The organism is Candidatus Zixiibacteriota bacterium (assembly GCA_040756055.1).
Classification (GTDB): domain Bacteria; phylum Zixibacteria; class MSB-5A5; order GN15; family FEB-12.
Map to the genome: position 1 here is coordinate 308,076 of JBFLZR010000004.1, position 18,758 is coordinate 326,833.

17 protein-coding genes are annotated in these 18,758 nt (G+C 52.9%); 5 read left to right on the forward strand and 12 right to left on the reverse strand.

Going from position 1 to position 18,758, the window contains the following annotated elements; genetic code table 11:
- Nucleotides 1–5 precede the first annotated feature (5 nt).
- Genes AB1483_09620 through AB1483_09645 form a run of 6 tightly spaced genes read right to left on the reverse strand, consistent with a single transcriptional unit; the run spans nt 6 to nt 4,608 of the window.
- Entirely contained in the window at nt 6–617 is a 612-nt protein-coding gene (locus AB1483_09620; protein ID MEW6412715.1) for an electron transport complex subunit E, read from the reverse strand.
- Between the two features lie 30 nt (nt 618–647).
- On the reverse strand, nt 648–1,235 hold the full coding sequence (locus AB1483_09625) for an FMN-binding protein (protein MEW6412716.1): 588 nt from the start codon (nt 1,233–1,235) through the stop codon (nt 648–650).
- Entirely contained in the window at nt 1,228–2,211 is a 984-nt protein-coding gene (locus AB1483_09630) for an RnfABCDGE type electron transport complex subunit D (protein MEW6412717.1), read from the reverse strand. The genes AB1483_09625 and AB1483_09630 overlap by 8 nt, the downstream gene beginning before the upstream one ends.
- Nucleotides 2,208–3,500, reverse strand: a complete 1,293-nt coding sequence (locus AB1483_09635; protein ID MEW6412718.1) for a 4Fe-4S dicluster domain-containing protein — start codon at nt 3,498–3,500, stop codon at nt 2,208–2,210. Before AB1483_09635 ends, AB1483_09630 begins: the two co-directional genes overlap by 4 nt.
- 21 nt (nt 3,501–3,521) lie before the next feature.
- On the reverse strand, nt 3,522–4,148 hold the full coding sequence (locus AB1483_09640) for a cytochrome c3 family protein (GenBank protein MEW6412719.1): 627 nt from the start codon (nt 4,146–4,148) through the stop codon (nt 3,522–3,524).
- Nucleotides 4,138–4,608 carry a hypothetical protein gene (locus AB1483_09645; GenBank protein ID MEW6412720.1) on the reverse strand — a complete coding sequence of 157 codons (471 nt, stop codon included), beginning with the start codon at nt 4,606–4,608 and terminating at the stop codon, nt 4,138–4,140. The genes AB1483_09640 and AB1483_09645 overlap by 11 nt, the downstream gene beginning before the upstream one ends.
- Before the next feature lie 430 nt (nt 4,609–5,038).
- Between AB1483_09645 and AB1483_09650 the strand changes: the two genes are divergently transcribed.
- Nucleotides 5,039–6,100, forward strand: coding sequence for an FAD:protein FMN transferase (locus AB1483_09650; protein MEW6412721.1), 1,062 nt, complete (start codon nt 5,039–5,041; stop codon nt 6,098–6,100).
- A gap of 108 nt (nt 6,101–6,208) precedes the next feature.
- Here AB1483_09650 and AB1483_09655 read toward each other — a convergent pair whose 3' ends face one another.
- From AB1483_09655 to AB1483_09665, 3 genes are all read right to left on the reverse strand, one after another.
- Nucleotides 6,209–6,871 (reverse strand): hypothetical protein, encoded by a 663-nt coding sequence (locus AB1483_09655; GenBank protein ID MEW6412722.1) that lies wholly within the window; start codon nt 6,869–6,871, stop codon nt 6,209–6,211.
- Nucleotides 6,872–7,103: 232 nt separating this feature from the next.
- Entirely contained in the window at nt 7,104–7,394 is a 291-nt protein-coding gene (locus AB1483_09660; protein ID MEW6412723.1) for a DUF1330 domain-containing protein, read from the reverse strand.
- A 40-nt stretch (nt 7,395–7,434) separates the two neighbouring features.
- Nucleotides 7,435–7,869 carry a hypothetical protein gene (locus AB1483_09665; protein MEW6412724.1) on the reverse strand — a complete coding sequence of 145 codons (435 nt, stop codon included), beginning with the start codon at nt 7,867–7,869 and terminating at the stop codon, nt 7,435–7,437.
- A gap of 277 nt (nt 7,870–8,146) precedes the next feature.
- Here AB1483_09665 and AB1483_09670 point away from each other — a divergent pair, with 277 nt between their 5' ends.
- The gene (locus tag AB1483_09670) at nt 8,147–8,341 is read left to right on the forward strand and encodes a hypothetical protein (GenBank protein ID MEW6412725.1); all 195 of its coding nucleotides are present in this window, start codon (nt 8,147–8,149) and stop codon (nt 8,339–8,341) included.
- 86 nt (nt 8,342–8,427) lie between these two features.
- Nucleotides 8,428–8,649 carry a hypothetical protein gene (locus AB1483_09675; protein ID MEW6412726.1) on the forward strand — a complete coding sequence of 74 codons (222 nt, stop codon included), beginning with the start codon at nt 8,428–8,430 and terminating at the stop codon, nt 8,647–8,649.
- A gap of 51 nt (nt 8,650–8,700) precedes the next feature.
- Here AB1483_09675 and AB1483_09680 read toward each other — a convergent pair whose 3' ends face one another.
- The 3 genes from AB1483_09680 to AB1483_09690 are packed head-to-tail and all read right to left on the reverse strand — an operon-like array spanning nt 8,701 to nt 12,546.
- The gene (locus tag AB1483_09680; protein ID MEW6412727.1) at nt 8,701–9,954 is read right to left on the reverse strand and encodes an ABC transporter permease; all 1,254 of its coding nucleotides are present in this window, start codon (nt 9,952–9,954) and stop codon (nt 8,701–8,703) included.
- A 9-nt stretch (nt 9,955–9,963) separates the two neighbouring features.
- On the reverse strand, nt 9,964–11,184 hold the full coding sequence (locus tag AB1483_09685; GenBank protein ID MEW6412728.1) for an ABC transporter permease: 1,221 nt from the start codon (nt 11,182–11,184) through the stop codon (nt 9,964–9,966).
- Between the two features lie 6 nt (nt 11,185–11,190).
- A complete protein-coding gene (locus AB1483_09690; protein MEW6412729.1) occupies nt 11,191–12,546 on the reverse strand; it encodes an efflux RND transporter periplasmic adaptor subunit in 1,356 nt (451 codons plus the stop codon).
- 254 nt (nt 12,547–12,800) lie between these two features.
- Here AB1483_09690 and AB1483_09695 point away from each other — a divergent pair, with 254 nt between their 5' ends.
- Both AB1483_09695 and AB1483_09700 read left to right on the forward strand, forming a co-directional pair.
- A complete protein-coding gene (locus AB1483_09695) occupies nt 12,801–15,743 on the forward strand; it encodes a M28 family peptidase (GenBank protein MEW6412730.1) in 2,943 nt (980 codons plus the stop codon).
- 85 nt (nt 15,744–15,828) lie between these two features.
- Nucleotides 15,829–18,750 (forward strand): M28 family peptidase, encoded by a 2,922-nt coding sequence (locus AB1483_09700; protein MEW6412731.1) that lies wholly within the window; start codon nt 15,829–15,831, stop codon nt 18,748–18,750.
- Nucleotides 18,751–18,758 lie beyond the last annotated feature (8 nt).

An 18,758-nucleotide genomic window follows, 5' to 3' on the forward strand; every position in this document is an offset into this window, starting at 1 on the left:
TACGCCTAAGTCTGTATAAACGTCTCGCCGCGCATACGGCTGTACGCGTTCATCAACCCCAGCATGATTCCGAGGCAAATAAACGCACCGGGGGCTTTCACCATGAACTCAAACGGCTCAAAACTGTTCCACATCACTTGCATTCCGAGCCATGATCCGGATCCGAGTATCTCCCTTATCGACCCGACCAGGGTCAGCGAAATGGTAAAACCGATTCCCACACTCAAACCATCCGTCATCGAAAGCAGCATGCCGTTACGCGAGGCAAAGGCCTCGGCGCGTCCCAGAATGATACAGTTCACCACGATCAGTGGAATATATATGCCGAGCTGCTGTGACAGCGGGAAGAAGAACGCCCTCATGACCATCTCGACAATAACCACCAGCGTGGCGATGATTACGATATAGCTGGCTATGCGAACCTTGTCGGGAATCACCTTGCGAAGGGCCGAGATGAACAGGTTGGAGAATATCAGCACGAAAGTTACCGCCAGTCCCATACCCAGCCCGTTCTCGGCCGCCGAGGTCACTGCCAGCGAGGGACACAAACCTAAAACCAGTCTGAACGGCGGAAGGTCACGCCATAAGCCGTGTACAAGTACCTTTTTAAACTCCATGGTATCCCTCTATCGAATTTGAATCTATCGTCATTGATGCTTTTCCTGTTCGATGGCAGCCAGGATATCCTGCCGGTGCGATGTCATCAAATCTACAACGACATTGGTTCCGGCGACGACCGCTCTGGAGGAATATGTCGCGCCGCTGATAGCGTCGATTTGCTGGCCAAGCTGCACCGGCTGTTCAACCGACAAGCCGCTCCACTGCCTGCGGAAAGACATTTTCTCGACCTGTGATCCGACACCGGGCGTTTCCTTGTGCTCGATGATTTCGATCCCGATAATTTTTTCGGCTTTCAGATCAACGCCGATCATGATCATTATATCGCCACCATAGCCGCCCTGGCCGGCTGCTTCGATGGCAAGCCCGGCGACATCGTCGCCTTCTTTCCAATAAAAGATCGGATAGAGACGTCCGTCCGAAGCATACGTAATCTTGTTAACCAGCAACTCGGCTGCCGGGCGGTTGAACAGACGTTCCAAGGCCGGACCCCGCACGTAGAAATCGCTCTGAAGCTCAATACGCTCCGAGAGTGTTTGCCGGGCCAGTGTCAAAGCTCCGGCGGCAACCCCGCAAATGACGCTCAGAACGATTACCAGTCTGATTATCTCACGCACGGGACACCTCCGTGACACCCTTCACCTTCGGGGCAATCCTGTCCAAGAGCGGGTTGCACAGATTTATGAGAAGAACGGCAAACGCCGCGCCATCGACATATATGGAAAACGCGCGAATCAGCATAAGCAGCACTCCCCCCAGAAAACCATATATCAGCATGGGAATCCTGTTCACGGGCGAGGTGGTGTACTCGGTAGCCAGAAAGAACGCCGCGAAAACGGTACCTCTGGCCAGCAGGTAAAACCACGGGGAGGCATACTGAGCCGGGTCGGCAAGATGCAGTACGCCGGCCATGAAGAGCTGCCCGCCTATGAACGCCACCGGAATATGCCAGGTTATCTGCCGGGCGAGCAGAAGGATTATCCCGCCTATGAGCAAATACAGAACCAATCCATTGCCGATGCCGGCGACCTGTCGTCCCAGAAGAAGATCTTTCCAGTAATAGGCACTTTCCATGCTGCTTCCAAGTGTTTTTACCAGCCTGAGCGGTTCAACCATTTTCTGCGACCATTCAATCGTAACCATCGAGGCCGTGAAATCGAACCGTTGCGGCCATGAAACCCGCATTATCGCATAGCTCAACAGGACCGGGTGAACCGGATAGGCGCCGTAGCCGCCGAAGAGCTTCTTGCCGATCACAATCATGATAAAGCTGCCAACGACCAGCAACCACCAGGGGGCGTTATAAGGCATAGTGAAAGCCAGCAAAACGGCCATGGTAACGCTGCTCCAGTTGGCGGTTTTGTCCTTTGACGGTACCACCATATTTGACAGCGCGTCAAAAGACACCGAACACACTACGGTCATACCGATAATGCGCAGACTGTTGAAGCCGAACAACCAGACGCTGGCGATCATGGCCGGAAGGAGAGCTATCAGCCAGACCTGCTGCGAACGCGCTATCGAACTGCCGTCACGCCAGTGAGGACTGGAGGCGACATTTAGAGGGTTCGGATTCAGTGTAACAACGTTCACAGTTCTATCCTATCATATTGAATGCTCATTTTGATCAGCTGCACCAGCGGCCGGTGAGCGGGGCATACATAAGTGCAGAGACCACAGGCGTTGCAGGCTTCGGGATGAAACGTTTTCGACTCAGCCAGAAGACCGTGCTCAACATAGCGGCCGATAAGGTGAACCTGCAGCCGCACCGGACAGGCCCGCGTACACCTGCCGCAATTTATGCACGTCAGGTTGACTTCCTCGGGAATGGCCTCTCGCGGCACCAGGTATATTCCATGACTCGATTTCGTCAGCGGGGTTTCATCGGTAAACTGGGCATTGCCCTTCATCGGGCCGCCGACAACTATCCTGCCATAGGAATTGCCGTTGGTACCGACTCCCGCTAAAACAGACTTAATGGTCGTGCCAACCGGAAACGCTACCGTCACTGGCGCCTGTCCATCACCCGACGACACCGTGAGATGTTTGGTCACGAACGGCCCGACACCATCAAGAGCATCCACCATACTCAACAGATACTCAGCCGAAACAACGGCTATTCCCTTTTTGCGATAGGGTTCCGTATTGGGAACATCGATCCCGGTGATCTTCGGCACCACGAGCCGCTCGATGCGATCTTTGTACTCATCGGAGAGCACCACGACCTTAAGCTGACTACCGAACAGCTTTTTCGCCCAGCTTTCCAGCCGACGGGGCACTGTCAGCCACTTCTGAGCCTTCGGAGCCAGATTGCCAAGCCGATTGAGCCCCTTGAGAACCTTTTCCGCCTGCCGCTGAAGGAGAATTTCGAAGATAAAAACGGATGGTTCCTCGTTCACTCCCTTGATGATGATATGCTGGACATCGGGAAAATCGCCCACATCCTCTTCCTGATGGAACCGTCCCGGCAAAGTCCACGGAGAGACAACCCCCGCCGCTTTGAGACGCTGAAGCCTGGTAGCCGACTGATACTGGACACCGTACTGTTCGAAAAGGTCATCCATCGTCCAGGCCGGCTCGTCGTTTCGGTCGATGACGACTGCCGGGACGTTGAAACTGCGAGCGGTCCAGATCGGCTTAATTTCTCTGACCGTGCCGCTTACGGATGCGTGGACACAGTTGCCGAGCGCCGACTTGCCTATAATCTGGTTTTTTCGGACTTTTGTACCCGCCTTGACCAGCGGCTTGTAAAGAACCTGTCCCGGGTATTCCAGCGGAATGATAACATACTCGGGCTCCAGCATGCGGGCAACAGTGTCCTCGAACCCGGTCATTCTCGGTACATGAGCAAAGGGTCTCAATATGGTGCTAAGGAAATCCATTGAAGACTCAATCAATCCTTATCATTTCAGGTGGCACACGTTACAACGCGAATTGCCGTTTTCATCGACAAACAATTTCGGATTTTCACGGGCATGGCAGCGGTCACACTGCTCGTGGTAAACATCGGCCGCTGACCTAACCACATGGCAGGCATCGCAAGTATGCCCCTCAATAGCCAGCATCTCGTCATGAGTGATTGTGTCCTCGGTATACTCATCGCTGTGACATTCCGGGCAGGCCACGATGCGGTTTTCTTCGTCCTGTGTTTTGGGGTGACACTCCCGGCAATTCTGGATAGGCATCGATTCATCCTTGAGATGGCACAACCCGCACTCGTGCGACTCAATCGCCATCAGGTCCGCGTGGTCAAAATCCTTGGCGTCGAAATCTTCCCCGTGGCATTCGCTGCAATCGCGCTCGACATCGCCTCTAATCACCTCGTGATGACAATTCTCGCAGGCATCGGACATTTCGAAATGCGCCCGGTGCTCAAACATCACCGGCCCGCCCGGGTTGTTCCAATAATAGCGCTCGCCATGAGAGGGTGATTTTTCCATTACGAATCCCGCTACTCCGGCAATCCCGGCCAGGACCACTATCACTATCAGTGTAATGGATTTGGTTTTTTTGTCTAATTTACCATTCATCGCTGTCATCTAAGATTATTTGGGTTTCATCGGCGGCGGAAATATCGTGCCAGTGACAACCTTCGCGCATGCAGATAAAAAACGGAACCTTGGTGTTCGAGATACCGATTAAAAAGGACGCCGCGTGTGAATCGCACGCCCGACAATACCGCTCAACCATCAGCGACTTATGACACTCCGGACATCGAAGGTCACGCGCCTCCTGGCCGGCCGGTAGTTTTATGTCGGTCTTGTGCTCAAAGACGTTCAGATACGGGCTGAGCTGCAGCGAACCTGAGGCTCCCTCAATATTGATCACTTCAAGCTGGATCACATTGTCGCGAGTCAGCTCCGCATCGCAGTGAGGGCAAAAGGAACGAAGGTACGAACCTGATTTCAGCTTCTTACGCTCGTTGTACTTGTGCGGCTCCCAAACCAGCCCTTCCCAGCTATCTTTCTTATCGCGCTCTTTGTCTTTCATGCAGCCTCCTATATCGGCTCACCGCCACCTTGCCAATGGTAATGTATCTCCTTAAGACCGGAGCGCTGTGAAACCTGCCGATACAAGAGGTACTTTCGCAGACTGTTGTCATTTTTCCAATTCGCACAGCGTAGTTTCTTCGGGCGCACCCCGGATTCAATTTGAGAATATGATAAGCATAGCCTGAGATTCTGGCAAGAGAAAAATTTCACAAGGCCCCTTCGCGGACTGTCAATCTAATCTATTGCCAAACAGTAGTATACGCGGCAATACGATGTTAGTGAATGCTAACCAGATAGGGTATTTATGCGTATTTAGGCGTAGCGCAACGATTTGGGCCGCATCTTGGATATAAGCGGTTGCGTTAAACGGTCATTGCGTGTAATTTTCAGCGATCGCACAGTTTTGAAAGTTCAAGGGAGAAGTGATAATGAAATCGACATCCGACATCATCAGCAATTTCAAACCATGGACCGTAATCGTTGTAACGTCGCTGATAACCATCGCGGGTTGCTCGAGTACCCCGCGGCAACCGGCGCCGGCTGAGCTGTCCGGCCAAACGATGGGAACCGAGTACCATGTAAAGATTGTCACCGACTCCACCTTGCCTGAAAGCGAAATCCAGATACTTTCGGCAGCCATTGACACCATGCTGGCCGAAATAAATCGCCAGATGTCTGTCTATGACGAAAATTCCGAAATAAGCGCCTTCAACAAATTCAACGACACCGATTGGTTTCCCGTATCGATCGCCACCTCGAGAGTTGTCGCGCACTCAATAAGCGTCAGTGAACTGACCAGCGGCGCTTTCGACATCACCGTCGGGCCGCTGGTAAACCTGTGGGGCTTTGGTCCATCGCCCGATAGCGGACAAATCCCTGGCGATGAGCAGATAGAAAATGCTCTGGACAACGTTGGCTATTACCGTCTGGCGGTGAGGTCGTCGCCTCCGGCTGTGAAGAAAGAGTTTGTCGGAGCCCAAAGCGACCTGGGAGGTGTGGCTAAGGGCTATGGAGTCGATCAGATCGCCGGTATTATCCGTGGTCGGGGTTATGCTAATTATCTCGTCGAAATTGGCGGGGAGGTCTGCGCTTCCGGTGTGAACCAAAATGGCGTTCCCTGGCAGGTTGGCGTACAGAAACCCGGAACGGATTTCGGCACGGTGGCCACCGTTTCCCTCAACAATATCTGTATGGCCACCTCGGGCGACTACCAGAATTATTTTGAAAAGGATGGCGTGAGATACTCGCATCTGATTGATCCCCGCACCGGACGTCCCATCACCCACAACCTGGCCTCGGTCACAGTGATCGACCAGACGTGCATTCGCGCCGATGCTCTCGCGACAGGGCTGAACGTTCTGGGGCCCGAAGCCGGATGGGAACTCGCCAACGAGCTTGGGCTGGCGGCGCAGTTTGTGACACGGGAGGGTGATGGTTTTGTCGTACGAAATACACAGAGATTCGAGAAGTACCTGCTGCAAAACAAATAGCAGTCGCACAAATGGCTGGGAACCAGACGGGGCAGGTGCCTTACGGCTCCTGCCCTGTGCCATGTTACAAATAATGATGTCGCGTTTCAGCCAATATGAACCTTGGTTTTAGAATACGAATCCGAATCCCACTCCAAATTCGGCGCCGCTGTAGTTGTCCTTGTCTCCCAGTTCAATATCAAAATCCGACATCAGGTTGTAACCGGCGTTGATGCCTATCATAAAGTGGCGACCGGCCTGCATATCGATGCCGCCTCCAAAGTGCGCTCCGACTGCCGTGTAGGTGTCAGTGTCGTCGTACAAACCGTAATACAGGAATCGCTGGCTGCCGAATACCGGGCCGGCCTGGAGCGTAATATATGGGCGGACCGGCGAACGCAGGCCGGGGGCCGTTAGATAATGGCGCATTCCGACAAAAATCGGCACGACGCTATATTCTTCGGTGTAACCACCCGCGAAATCCAGATAGTCGATCTCCTCGGCAGCAAGAACCTTCAACGATAAACTGAACGCCGTGCGCTCATCGGCAAAATAATTGTATCCGAAAGACACGAAAGCATCTCCAAGGCCGCTGCGACTCAGCGCCGGGTCGGTGTAAAAATCATTCAGATCGTGGGTGTCATTTCGGACACCGAACCGAACCTCGATCTGCGATCTGTTCTCAAGCGAGTAATAGTTGCGCTTTCGCACCGAAACCGCCTCGGCCAGATTGGGCGACAAACTCACCGATAACATTGTCAGTGCGACCGTGTAGCTAATAATCCGTTTCATTTCAGTTCTCCCTGCCGTCTCTATTGAACGACATTTATTGGATTTAAAATTAACATCAAATTGTCTGTCACATCAGACACCTCTGCAAGGCCTGTGCCGGAGTTGACAAGTGACTGTGTAACAATCGTGTAGCTGGACAAGCTATAACAAATGGAGAAGTCTTGCGCACAAAAAATGTGCGGCTACCGAAAATGCGGAGACAAATTTTGGGCGCGCCCTGTGGTTAAACAACTCAGTTACGGCCTTCGATCAGGACGATGTTGGCGTCGGCGGCACCGTGACGGTACCGGGCAATCTTCTGATATTCCTCAGACCGGTACCATCTCTGGGCCTCGTCCTTATCGCGAAAACGAATCAAGACTGTTCGAGTGCACGGCCAGCCTCCTTCGAGAATGACGGGTGCATCGTCAACCGCAACGACCGTACCCGAGTACCTGTCGAAAACCTCGTCAAAACTGTCGAGATATCTTTCATACAGGTCGGGGTCGTGTATTGTTATCTGTGCCACGAAATAGCAGCTCATAATACTCCATTTCTAAACTGTCTCCTGCGGCACCCGTCAGTTATGGCGTCTGGCACGAGTCAGTCCAGCTTGAATAATCGATATCGGAGAAAGTGAATACCACCGGCGTGCACATTCCGCTGATGATCTCCGAACGCACGCACCTGTGCTCGCTCCCGGCGGTCAGACCCTCACCGGCCACCCAGTTTTCCGGCGGCGGGTATCCGGTCCCCACCAGCAGTTGCCGACCGGTATCGGCGTAGGTCGGGTAGAGATATCGGTCCGGCGCGGTGGGATCATCCGGCAGGAAATCAAAGAGCACGATTACGGCGTTGCTGCAGATACTGGCGCCGGCGCTATCATCGACTATATAGACAATAGTGGCCGTTCCCGGGTACTCGACATACCGGCAGGGACCGTCGGTGGTCTCCTCGTCGGAACAAGCGATAACCACCGTCAGTACCGCCAATCCCATCAGGGCGACTTTGCTTTTCACAAAACCCTCCATCCTGTTAAACTACCAGTGACTTTGAGACAACAGTTCTACAAGTCCAGGGCCGCAAAGTTGCGCCGGCAGAAATATTATCTGTCGTGGCGGAGGCTTGTGGACCGCTGCTCCAACCAAGGTAATACTTGACTTATGCGACGCTCTTGTCTACTTTAATATTATAGTATCAGCGGCACATTTGCGGTTTTCCGGCCGGCTTGAAAAATCAGGAAACAAACCTCACTCTGTATAAAAACACCATTCATTACTTCGAGGAGGTAAGGCAATGAAGAAGTTTATCGGCATCATGTTGCTGGTAGTATTCGTCATGTCGTTTGTGGCGGGCGCCATGGTCAGCCCGACTCAGGCCAAGGGGTCCGACGATTGTCGCGAAATTTGCCATCGAGCCCTGTTGTTTATGTGCTGCGGACCGAATACCACGCTCGGCCCCGGATGTATCCAGATTGGCCGGTGCGAATAAAACGATTACGCTACCCGAGGGAAGAAGGTTGTTCTTCTTCCCTTTTTATGATGAAGCATCAAAGAATCTAATCGGAGGCGAAAAAAATGAAGAAAGTGCTCAGCGTGGCATTGATTGCCGTATTTGCCGTGTCCTTTGTGATTGGCGGAGCGGTTACGAAGGCGGATATTATCCCAACCAGCATTTGCATGGCTACATGTGATTTCTCGGTAGGATTGACCTGGATCTGCTGCCCGATTTATAAAGGCAACAGCGGTAAGGTGAAATGGGATTGTTTCTACGGCGACCCCTGCGGTCCGCTTCCGTAATAGATCTTTTTTTTGATTGGAAAAGAGAGGCCTGATCGGCCTCTTTTTTTATCACTCATACCGCAGGGCTTCGATCGGGTCGATGCGGGCGGCGCGCCAGGCCGGGTACATCCCCGCAAGTATCCCCGTACCGGCCGAAACCGACACCCCGATAAAAATCCAGAGCGGCGACAGATAATAAGTCCAATCCAGCGCGGCCGTAATCACCAGCCCGATGAGGGCGCCGAAAAGAATACCTACGATTCCTCCCAGCCCGGTGAGCGTGGCAGCTTCCACCAAAAACTGCAGCAGGATATTGACGCGTCGCGCTCCAATAGCCTTGCGCACGCCAATCTCGCGCGTTCGCTGGGTAACCGCCACCAGCATGATATTCATCACGCCGATTACACCTACCATCAGACCGACCGCGGCCACCGCCGTGGCGGCAAGCTGCACTTTCTTGGTGATATCGAGCACCTGCTCCTTGAATCTGTCCTGGGTGAGAATTCCGAAATTGTTCTCATCTTCCGACCGAAGTCCGCGCACCCGCCTGAGAGCATTGACCACCTGGTCGTAGGCCTGGTAAAAGGTCTCCTTGCTGGTGGCGCTGCACAAAAGGTAAACTCGCTCGGTGTTGGGATAAAGCTTATCGAAAGTGCTCATGGGGATATAGATAAAATCGTTTTCGCTTATGCCGAACAGATCCTCGATCTTCTCCTGCACTCCGATGACAGTAAACTTGTAACCGTTGATCCGCAGTTCCTTGCCCACCGCCTCGGCATGCGTCTCAAAGAGAGCATCGGCAATCTCCGGGCCGATAACACAAACCATAGCTTTGCGGCGCATGTCCCCGTCATCGAGAAACCGCCCGAAAGCGACATCGCGGTTGGTCACAATCGGTTGAGTCGGCCAGCACCCGCGGAAATCATCCGGCGTATGAACTTCTTTGTCGCCGTATTTGATGACGTTTCGAAGCGCCTTCTTTTCCGGTGAAACCGCCTTCACCAGCGGGCACATCTCCATGATAGCTTCGGCCTCTCTCATGGTGATGTCCTTGCGTCGTCGCTCCTCTTCGGTAAGGTTGGAAAAGTCGGTATCCTCGGACCACTTGGTGACGTACATGACATTGCTGCCGATCTTGTCAATCGAGGACTCCGCGTACTCGTTGAAACCGTCCATGATAGTGTTGACCAGGATGACGGCGCCGACACCGATCATGACGCCGACGATGGTCATCAGGCTGCGGAATTTATTGCCGCGGATCGATTCCAGCGCCAGCTTGACACCTTCCCGAATCTCCGCGTATGAGGCAAACCATTTACTCATATAGCATCTCTATTCATAGCTTAACGCTTTTATGGGATCGTAGCGGGCCGCTTTCATCGCCGGGTAAATCCCGAAAAACAGGCCGACGCCGATAGCGATTCCGGCTCCCATGATGATAGCCATTCCGGTCGGGGCGACATAGATGTCCATCAGCGATGACAACATCCACTCACCGACCCACACGCCCGTAATTATTCCCGTGCCCCCCCCGATAAGCGATAATATCAGCGATTCGTACAGGAATTGCTGAAGGATATTTCTGCGTCGCGCGCCGATCGATTTGCGGATGCCAATCTCCCGTGTTCGTTCCGTGACGGAGATCATCATGATATTCATAATCACGATACCGCCAATAACGATAGACAGCAGCGGAATCGATACCATTACCGCCCGAAACGCCCTCGTGATGTCGTTAATGAAGCTGAGAATGGTGTCCGCGGTTACGATCTCGAAATCATCAGTGTCACTGTACGGAATGCGACGAACCGATCGAAGAATCACCCGCACCTCATCCATGGCGGTTTGAAGTGTTTCCGTTGATGTCGAGCTGATTACCAGGTTGACGGGATTGCCGGGTTGACGAAACATGTTCTGGTGGGTCGATAGCGGAATGGCCACAAAATCATCCATACCGTCAACCATGGTGCCATCGAGTTTTTCCGCCACCCCTATTACCAGAAACTCCCGTCCCGCTACCCGCATCTTCTTGCCGACCGGGTCTTCCCCCTGGAAAAGCTTTTCTTTAATGGTCTGGCCGATAAAGGCGACATTTTTGCGTCGGTACTCATCCTGCCAGGTAAAATAGCGGCCATCGGTAACATCGAAATTGCGCATCTCCAGTACGTTGGGAGTTTCCCCCCGCACTTCGGTACGACGCGTCTTGGAGCCGTATTTCACGGTTTCATAGGAGTATCCTTCGGCCCCCACCTGGGCGCAATTGACACAGCCTTCTTCTATCAGGGGAATCAACTCGCGGGTGAGTTTCTTGCGCTTCATCCGCTTGGCGTAGTCTTCCCAGGTAAGTACCAGGCCGAAGCGCGTAACCGTGAAGGTGTTCGGCCCCCACGATTCGAACGATCGCTCGATATCTTCCTGCATCCCCTCGACCGTGGCTACGATCGCTATTACCGAGGTCACACCCATTATCATACCGAGGACAGTAAGGCCGGACCTCAGACGGTTGGCCCAGAGGGCCGCCGTAGCTTCTTTAACCAGGGAGATCAGTATCATTGTCTGCTACTCTTGTTTCATCTTTTCCAGAGAGGCAGGCTCTATGACCACCTGGTCGCCTACCGAAAGCTTACGGAGCGTCTGGAACGACCCGCTCACGACCGTGTCGCCGGGATTGAGGCCGTTGAGAGCCACTATGTTGCGGTCATCGGCTATGCCCGTTGCCACCGCCACAAACTCGGCTTTACCATCCTTGACAATGAAAACACCCGACTTTTTGACTTTTTCTTTCTTTTTGGGCGACGTTGTCGTATCGGCCGAAGAATCGGCGGCGCTGTCTTGACCATCACCGGACTCATCCACCTCGGCGGCGTGAACTTCACCCGATGGCTGCGTAGTCGCGGCCGAGTCCGTATCCTTCGCCTTCAGCGAGTCTGAATCAAACTCACGCTCTACGATAGAGGCGTAAGGAATCAGCAAAGCTTCGTCCTGCTTTGCCGTAGTAACATCCACACTGGCCGACATCCCCGGGCGAATGGGAGCATCGGTGGGGTCGAAACGAACCTTCACGCGAAAACTTGTCGTATAACTGTCGGTGCCTTCACCGCTGATTATGGCCGAATTGCCGACCTCAATCACACTGCCGGCGAAAATACTGTCCGGGAAAGCATCGACACGGATGCTCGACGAATGCCCGGTCTTCACCCGGGCCACTTCGGTCTCATCCACATCGACTTCGACTTCAAAAACAGACAGATCGGCAATCGTCAGAAGCGTTTTGCCCTGCGTGAAACTCGTCTGAGCCTGGGCTATCTCGCCAACTTCGGCGTTGATGTATGTCACCACGCCGTCCATCGGCGCCGTTATAACGGTCTTGCTCAGGTTGTCTTGGGCTTTTTCCAGTCTGGCCTGCGCGTTTCTGGACTGAGCCAGCATCGCCTCATAATTGGCCTTGGAGTTCTCATAGGCGAACTCAGCGTCGGCGAATTCCGTCTCCGAACTGAGCTTCTGCTCGAACAGACTTTTTTGACGATCATACTCGCGCTTGTCGCGGTCAAACTGGGCCAAAGCCGCCTGGGTGCGGGCGGTAATCTCGTCGAGCGAGAAGCGCGCCTGCGCTACATCGGACTGATATTGAATCGTATCCAAAAGCAACAGTCGCTGACCGCGGCTGACTTGCTCGCCGTCGGTCACGTATACCTGGACTATTTCCGCCGAGACCTCCGATGTTATATCCACTTTCGTCTGCGGCTGAATCCGACCCGATGCCGTAACCAACTCGGATATATCACCCAAATAGGCCAGATCAGCCTGTACCATGGTGCCTTCGCCGTTGGAGCCGGTAAAGTTCATCACCGCGATGACAGCTACCACAACCACCGCCGCGCCAATAATCAGAATTTTCTTGGAACGTTTTTTCATGATTTACACTCTTATATTTGATTTGTCCTCTTATCGCACTGTTAGTTTTATCTTACGATGAACCTACCACGGAGTTCGGATTTTATTCGGGTTTGTACCGATTCATAACATGGTCTGCCTGATTAGACCGGACTGAGATAGAAATGTTGCGCGCAGCCTGAAAACAGAATCTGCTATGAGCGAACGAAAAATCCATTATATTAAGCATATAGGTGTGCTCAACGTCTCTCCTTTGACCAATGAGGAGGTATTTCATGAAAAAATCGCTGATTACTACCATACTTCTATCGATCGTCGCAATTTCCGCCAGCGCGGACGACTTATATAAGGTAACGCTGCACGGACGGACCGACGCCTTAGCTCTTGAAAGGCTTAAAGTTGAACCGATAATGGCCGTCTTTGGCGGCTACCTGGTACTGGCCGATGAATCCCTATCAAAGAAACTTGAGTCTTCCAGTCTTGATTTCCAACTGATTAAATCCTCAATTTCGTGCGACCAATTGGCTATGGACGGTCGCCAGGATAGCAAGAATACCGAAAGGTTCGAAGTGATCTACGAAGAGGGTCGTATCAGACTTCTGAAAGTCGACTTTGATCAACTCATGGCTGACCGCATCCGGGCTGAAGTCTTCCCCATCCGACAAAGACCGATCAAGATTGAGTATCATCCGGTTCTTGCACAGGAGCTTTCCCCAATAGCGACGACTACATTGGAGTCGGGTGAACTCGAGGACCTTATGGCGCTCATCGAGCAGGATACGCTGGAATCTTATGTCGGCCGTCTTGAGGCCTTCTACCGCCGTCTGGCCGGCACCGACTCCAACTATGCCGCCCGCGACTGGATTGCTTCCAAGTTCGCCGAATTCGGTTACGATTCGATTACAATCGACCCGTTTCTGGGCCAGCAACTCTGGGATCGTCACTGGGTCCAATGCTATAATGTCATTGCCACCAAAGTCGGTTCGAAGTATCCGGATAAACAGATCGTAATCGGAGGACATTTCGATGCCGTGCCGGACTGCCCGGGCGCGGACGATAACGCTTCCGGCACAGCTACCGTGCTCGAGATAGCACGGGTACTTAAAAATATCGAAACCGATATGACGATAATATTCATCGGCTTCGATGCCGAGGAATCCTGGATGTGGGGCTCGTATCATTATGTTGATGAGGCCGTCGCCCGCGGTGATGACATAGTTCTGATGATAAATCCGGACATGGTGGCCCATAAGACCAATACTGATGCAGCTAATCTCTATTACGGGGTGGAGCAAGGCTATGCCGAGCTCTGGGATCAACTGGCCAATACTTACATGGGAATAGACGCGGCGCTTGCCGGAAGTACGGCCTCGGACCATCTGCCCTTTCAGGAAGCCGGCTTCGACGTTATATTCGTTCAGGAAGGCATCTTCTCTACCAACTATCATCAATCGGACGACAGCACCGTCCATCTTAATTTTGAATACATGACCAGGATGGTCAAAACGACCCTCGCCACATTGTATGTCACCGATCAGTCCCCGCCGCCGGTTGACAACGCCACCCTGTACGAGCCGGGCGACGGGCAATCACAGATGATCGCCTGGCAACCCAGCACCGTTTCGGAATTGGACCATTACTCCGTCTATTATTACCCTACATCCAATCAAGGGGACATGCACCAAATCAACATCCCCAGCTCAGACACCGCATACACCGTAAACGGTCTCACCGAAGGGATTGAATACTGTTTTTGGGTAGCTGCCGTGGACGGCGACGGTATGAGTTCAATTGGAAACGACAAGCTCTACGGCACCCCGTCCTCTCTGCCCGGCACCCCGCACGACCTGTTAGCCTTGCCGGTTCGCGATGGAATCCGCTTCACATGGAATTACGGCTACCTTGAACTCGATTTCGCGCGCTTCGATATCATCCGCGACGGCGCCATCATTGACCAGGCATTTGCCGAGGAATACATAGATGACGACCCATCACTCGGTTCCGAATTTCACTCCTACCATGTGGTAGCGGTCGACAACGATGACAACCACTCCGACACCGTAGGGATCGCTCCAGTGTGGATGAAAGCCGCCACTCTCGACCCCGGCCGGATTCTCGCCGTTAACAGAACCTCGGTGCACAATCTCGATTACGTGGACGAAGTTGAAACGGGTGTCTTTCTTCGCGAGGCCCTCGATGGTTACGATTTTGCCTACTATTCCGATACGGTGGCCACGACTGTCCCCGATATTCCGGATACGTTACAGCTCATTGACATGGTTGACTACGGTATCATGATAATCGGCGCCGATGCGGGCCGATATGACGATATCGGCGGCGATCCCGAATGGAGGGGAATCCTTGACACTATCGCTTACTATGCCTCGATTGGAGGTAAAGTCGTTGTGTTCGGTCGCTGGGGCACCAAGACCGTGCTTGATACTATCGATTATCAAACGACCTCGGCCACATTCGATGACGCCTACCGCGACTTCTTCCACATCGAACGTCGCGTCCTGACTCCAACCATCCAGCCCACAACCTATTCGCTTGTTTCGGACCTGGTCGGTGCGCACAGTCAGCAGACCGGTTATCCGACACTCGAGTGGGATTCGCTGGCGACACTCTCACATACAAACAGCAACAGTTATACCTTTTTCACTGATGTCGCCGGCATCCCCTGCGCCACTTTTGTCGATCTCGTGCCGGGCGAGGCAGAAGTGATCTATACCTATGATTCACGCGACAACAGCATCTACACCGAGGGCTTCCCTGTCGCGTGGCGGTATCTTGGCGATGATTACCAGTATGTTTATTTTGATATTCCTCTCTCGTTTTTTGACCGCTCGGACGCTATCGCGGCCCTGAGAAAGGCTGTCGACGAACTGCTGGCCTGGTCAACCCCGGTGGAGGAGATTACCGGCTTTGATGATTTACCGGGCGCGTACACTCTGTCGCAAAACTATCCCAACCCTTTCAATCCGGCGACAGAAATTGCATACTCAATTCCAGAAAAAGCTCATGTTACTCTGTCGGTGTACAATATCCTCGGGCAAAAAGTGACCACGCTGGTGGACGAAGAAAAAACCGCTGGAACTCATCATGTTCAGTGGAACGGAACAAACGAGAAAGGCGTTATGGCAGCTACCGGAATATATCTCTACAAAATGGAGGCGGGCCGGTACAAAGACTCCAAAAAGATGTTGCTCTTGAAATAATCCGGGAGCGATTTTTGACATAAATTGCGTATTTACAGTTGCCAACCCAGAGCGAACAGCACATAGCTATTGAGGAGCGTTCTTCATGAATAGAGTACTCGCATTTCTCGTTATATTTTTCGTTTTGCCCGGTATTACCTTTGCCGACGACTTGTACAAAGTAGTTGTATCAAGTCAGTCTCAGGCTCAGGCCCTCAGAAGCAGCGGGGCTGATCCGCTGGTACAAATCAGCGACGGCTATTTGGTCCTTGCCGACGAGGATGCTTCCTATCGCCTCAGGAATTCCGCCCTCGATGTTCGCCTTATAGCAGGCGACGTAACCAAAGAGACGCTGGCGCTCGACGGCCTATGGGATGATACCAATGCCCGTAGATTTAAGGTGTTGTTTGAACGGGACGGTGTGAGATTGCTGCAGGTAGACGGCCTGTCAAAAGCCGTGGCCGGGGGGCAGTATGGTCTCATAGAGATCAGCAACGAGAACCTTACCATTGAGTACACGCCCGCGTCAGCGAACACTTTTCTCGACATCACCTGGCCTGATGATCTTCAGGGCGTTATCGATTCGGTCAACACCGATTCGCTTTATTCGTATGTCTGGGCTCTTCAGAGCTACCCGTTTCGCTCGGTCGGAACCGAAAACAACCGCCTCGCCAGAAATTGGATCTACAACAAATTCGTCGAATTCGGTTACGACTCCGTCGTCGTTGACACCTTCACCACATACTTTTACACCTGCTACAACGTTGTGGCCTACAAAATCGGGACAACTTATCCTGACCAGCATGTTGTCGTAGGAGGACATTTTGACGCCGTGTCAGCGTCGCCGGGAGCCGACGACAACGCTTCCGGCACTGCCGGGGTGCTGGAGATGGCCCGTGTGCTCAAAGACGTGGATGTTCCCATGACTTTTGTCTTCGCCGCCTTTGACGCCGAGGAAGTCGGTCTTTATGGCTCCGATTACTACGCCGACAGGGCTGTGGCTGAAAACGAGCAAATCGCGTTCATGATGAATATGGACATGATCGGATACTATCAGGGCATTGACCTGGTCGACCTGTACTATGGCGCCGAGGCTGGTTATGCCCTGTTGTGGGACGAGTTGGGACAAACATATACCGGTCTGAGCGGCCGTTTCCTCGGGACAAGCACTCGCTCTGACCACTACCCTTTTCAGCGCAATGGATACGATGTCTGTTTTTGCATAGAGTGGGGCTTCACGGAAAACCCCAACTATCATACATCTCATGACAGTATCGACTATGTGAACTTCGACTACGCTACTCGCATAGTCCAGACTTCTCTGGCGACAACTTACACTGTCGCCCATTACCCGCCTCCGCTCAGGATTGTCGATTTTGAGGAGCCGGGCGATGGCAGCTCTGCGGTAGTGAACTGGCTTAACGTCAACTCGCCCGCGGTGGACCACCTGACGATATACTTCTACCCCTTGGGCAGCCCGCAACTGATAGACTCTGTCCAGGTGTCGCCACTGGACACCATGTATCAGGTGACAGGCCTTCTCGACGGAACCGAGCATGTGTTCTATATCAGAGCCTATGACTCTGAAGGCCGGACATCGCTCGGACAATACGAGGCCTACTTCACCCCTACCTCGATTCCTCACGCCCCAACCAACCTCCTGGCATTGCCCTTGTACGATGCCATAAGGGTGACATGGCAACATTCCGACCCGGAGCTCGACTTTGACGGCTTCATGGTTTTCCGCGATGGTGAGATAGCAGCTGTCACTGACGACACTATCTTTGTCGATAGCTCTGCTTCGCTGGGCGCTGATTTACACAGCTACAAAGTCGCTGCTATCGACCTCGATGATAACATATCGGACACCCTTCTCATGACTGCATCCACCACAAGGGCAGCCACGCTCGAAGAAGGGCGGATACTCGCTATAAATCGAACCGTTCGCCACACCCTTGACTACGCTGATGAGTCGCTGACGACCGATTTCCTGTTCGAAGCGCTTCAGGGCTACGACTTCGAGTATTTCTCAGATACTGCCGCCACCACCGATTTCTATGGGCCAATCCAGCTCGGTTTGCTCGACATGCTGGACTACGAAGTGTTAATCGTCGGGGCCGAAGCCGGCAGGTATGATGATATCGCCGTCAATCCTGTATTCAACGGCATCCTCGATACCCTGGCTTATTACGCTTCGATTGGCGGAAAGATCATCGTTTTCGGACGGTGGGGTAACAAGACCGTGCTCGACACTGTTGACTATATGGCCAACTCCTACTCTTACGACAACGCCTATCACGACATGTTCCACATTGATAACAGGGTACTCACGCCGACCACTCAAGTGGAGGATACTATTTTTGCCTCCGACCTGATCGGCGCTCACAGTGTCCACGACGACTACCCCAACTTACAATGGGATTCGTTGCTGACGCTTACGCACACCAATGGCAATGATTATACTTTCTTCACCGATATTACCGGCATCTCCTGCGCCACTTATGTGAATCTCGTGCCCGGTGATGCCGAGGTCATATACACTTACGATTCCCGCGATGACTATATCGAAGACGAAGGCAAGCCGGTGGCGTGGCGCTATCTCGGCGAGGATTATCGCTACGTGTTTTTCGACATCCCCCTGTCAGCTTTTGACCGCACTACGGCAATCACGGTCCTCAGGCAGGCAATAGCCGATGTAACCGGCGGCTCAACATCGGTTGAGGATTTCACCGACCTGAATGTTATACCGTCATCGTACGCGCTCTCGCAGAACTACCCGAATCCATTTAACCCGACCACACGGATAAGTTATTCGGTGCCGCGCCGAGCGCACGTGACACTTGAGGTTTACAATATTCTCGGACAGAAGGTGACAACGTTGGTGGATGAATCCAAAGCGGCAGGTAATTATACGATATCGTGGGACGGCTCCGACGAGCGTGGAGGCAAAGTCGCCACCGGTATCTATTTCTACAAGTTGCAGGCGGGTGATTTCATCGATTCGAAAAAGATGCTGCTTTTGAAATAGTGAGGAAT

Bases quoted from the DNA above. Each gene is read 5' to 3' on its own strand.
- AB1483_09635 (MEW6412718.1), bottom strand. From the start codon at position 3,500: ATGGATTTCCTTAGCACCATATTGAGACCCTTTGCTCATGTACCGAGA.
- AB1483_09645 (MEW6412720.1), bottom strand. From the start codon at position 4,608: ATGAAAGACAAAGAGCGCGATAAGAAAGATAGCTGGGAAGGGCTGGTT.
- AB1483_09690 (MEW6412729.1), bottom strand. From the start codon at position 12,546: ATGAAAAAACGTTCCAAGAAAATTCTGATTATTGGCGCGGCGGTGGTT.
- AB1483_09670 (MEW6412725.1), top strand. From the start codon at position 8,147: ATGAAGAAGTTTATCGGCATCATGTTGCTGGTAGTATTCGTCATGTCG.
- AB1483_09660 (MEW6412723.1), bottom strand. From the start codon at position 7,394: ATGAGCTGCTATTTCGTGGCACAGATAACAATACACGACCCCGACCTG.
- AB1483_09675 (MEW6412726.1), top strand. From the start codon at position 8,428: ATGAAGAAAGTGCTCAGCGTGGCATTGATTGCCGTATTTGCCGTGTCC.
- AB1483_09640 (MEW6412719.1), bottom strand. From the start codon at position 4,148: ATGAATGGTAAATTAGACAAAAAAACCAAATCCATTACACTGATAGTG.
- AB1483_09695 (MEW6412730.1), top strand. From the start codon at position 12,801: ATGAAAAAATCGCTGATTACTACCATACTTCTATCGATCGTCGCAATT.
- AB1483_09655 (MEW6412722.1), bottom strand. From the start codon at position 6,871: ATGAAACGGATTATTAGCTACACGGTCGCACTGACAATGTTATCGGTG.
- AB1483_09685 (MEW6412728.1), bottom strand. From the start codon at position 11,184: ATGATACTGATCTCCCTGGTTAAAGAAGCTACGGCGGCCCTCTGGGCC.
- AB1483_09700 (MEW6412731.1), top strand. From the start codon at position 15,829: ATGAATAGAGTACTCGCATTTCTCGTTATATTTTTCGTTTTGCCCGGT.
- AB1483_09680 (MEW6412727.1), bottom strand. From the start codon at position 9,954: ATGAGTAAATGGTTTGCCTCATACGCGGAGATTCGGGAAGGTGTCAAG.
- AB1483_09620 (MEW6412715.1), bottom strand. From the start codon at position 617: ATGGAGTTTAAAAAGGTACTTGTACACGGCTTATGGCGTGACCTTCCG.
- AB1483_09650 (MEW6412721.1), top strand. From the start codon at position 5,039: ATGAAATCGACATCCGACATCATCAGCAATTTCAAACCATGGACCGTA.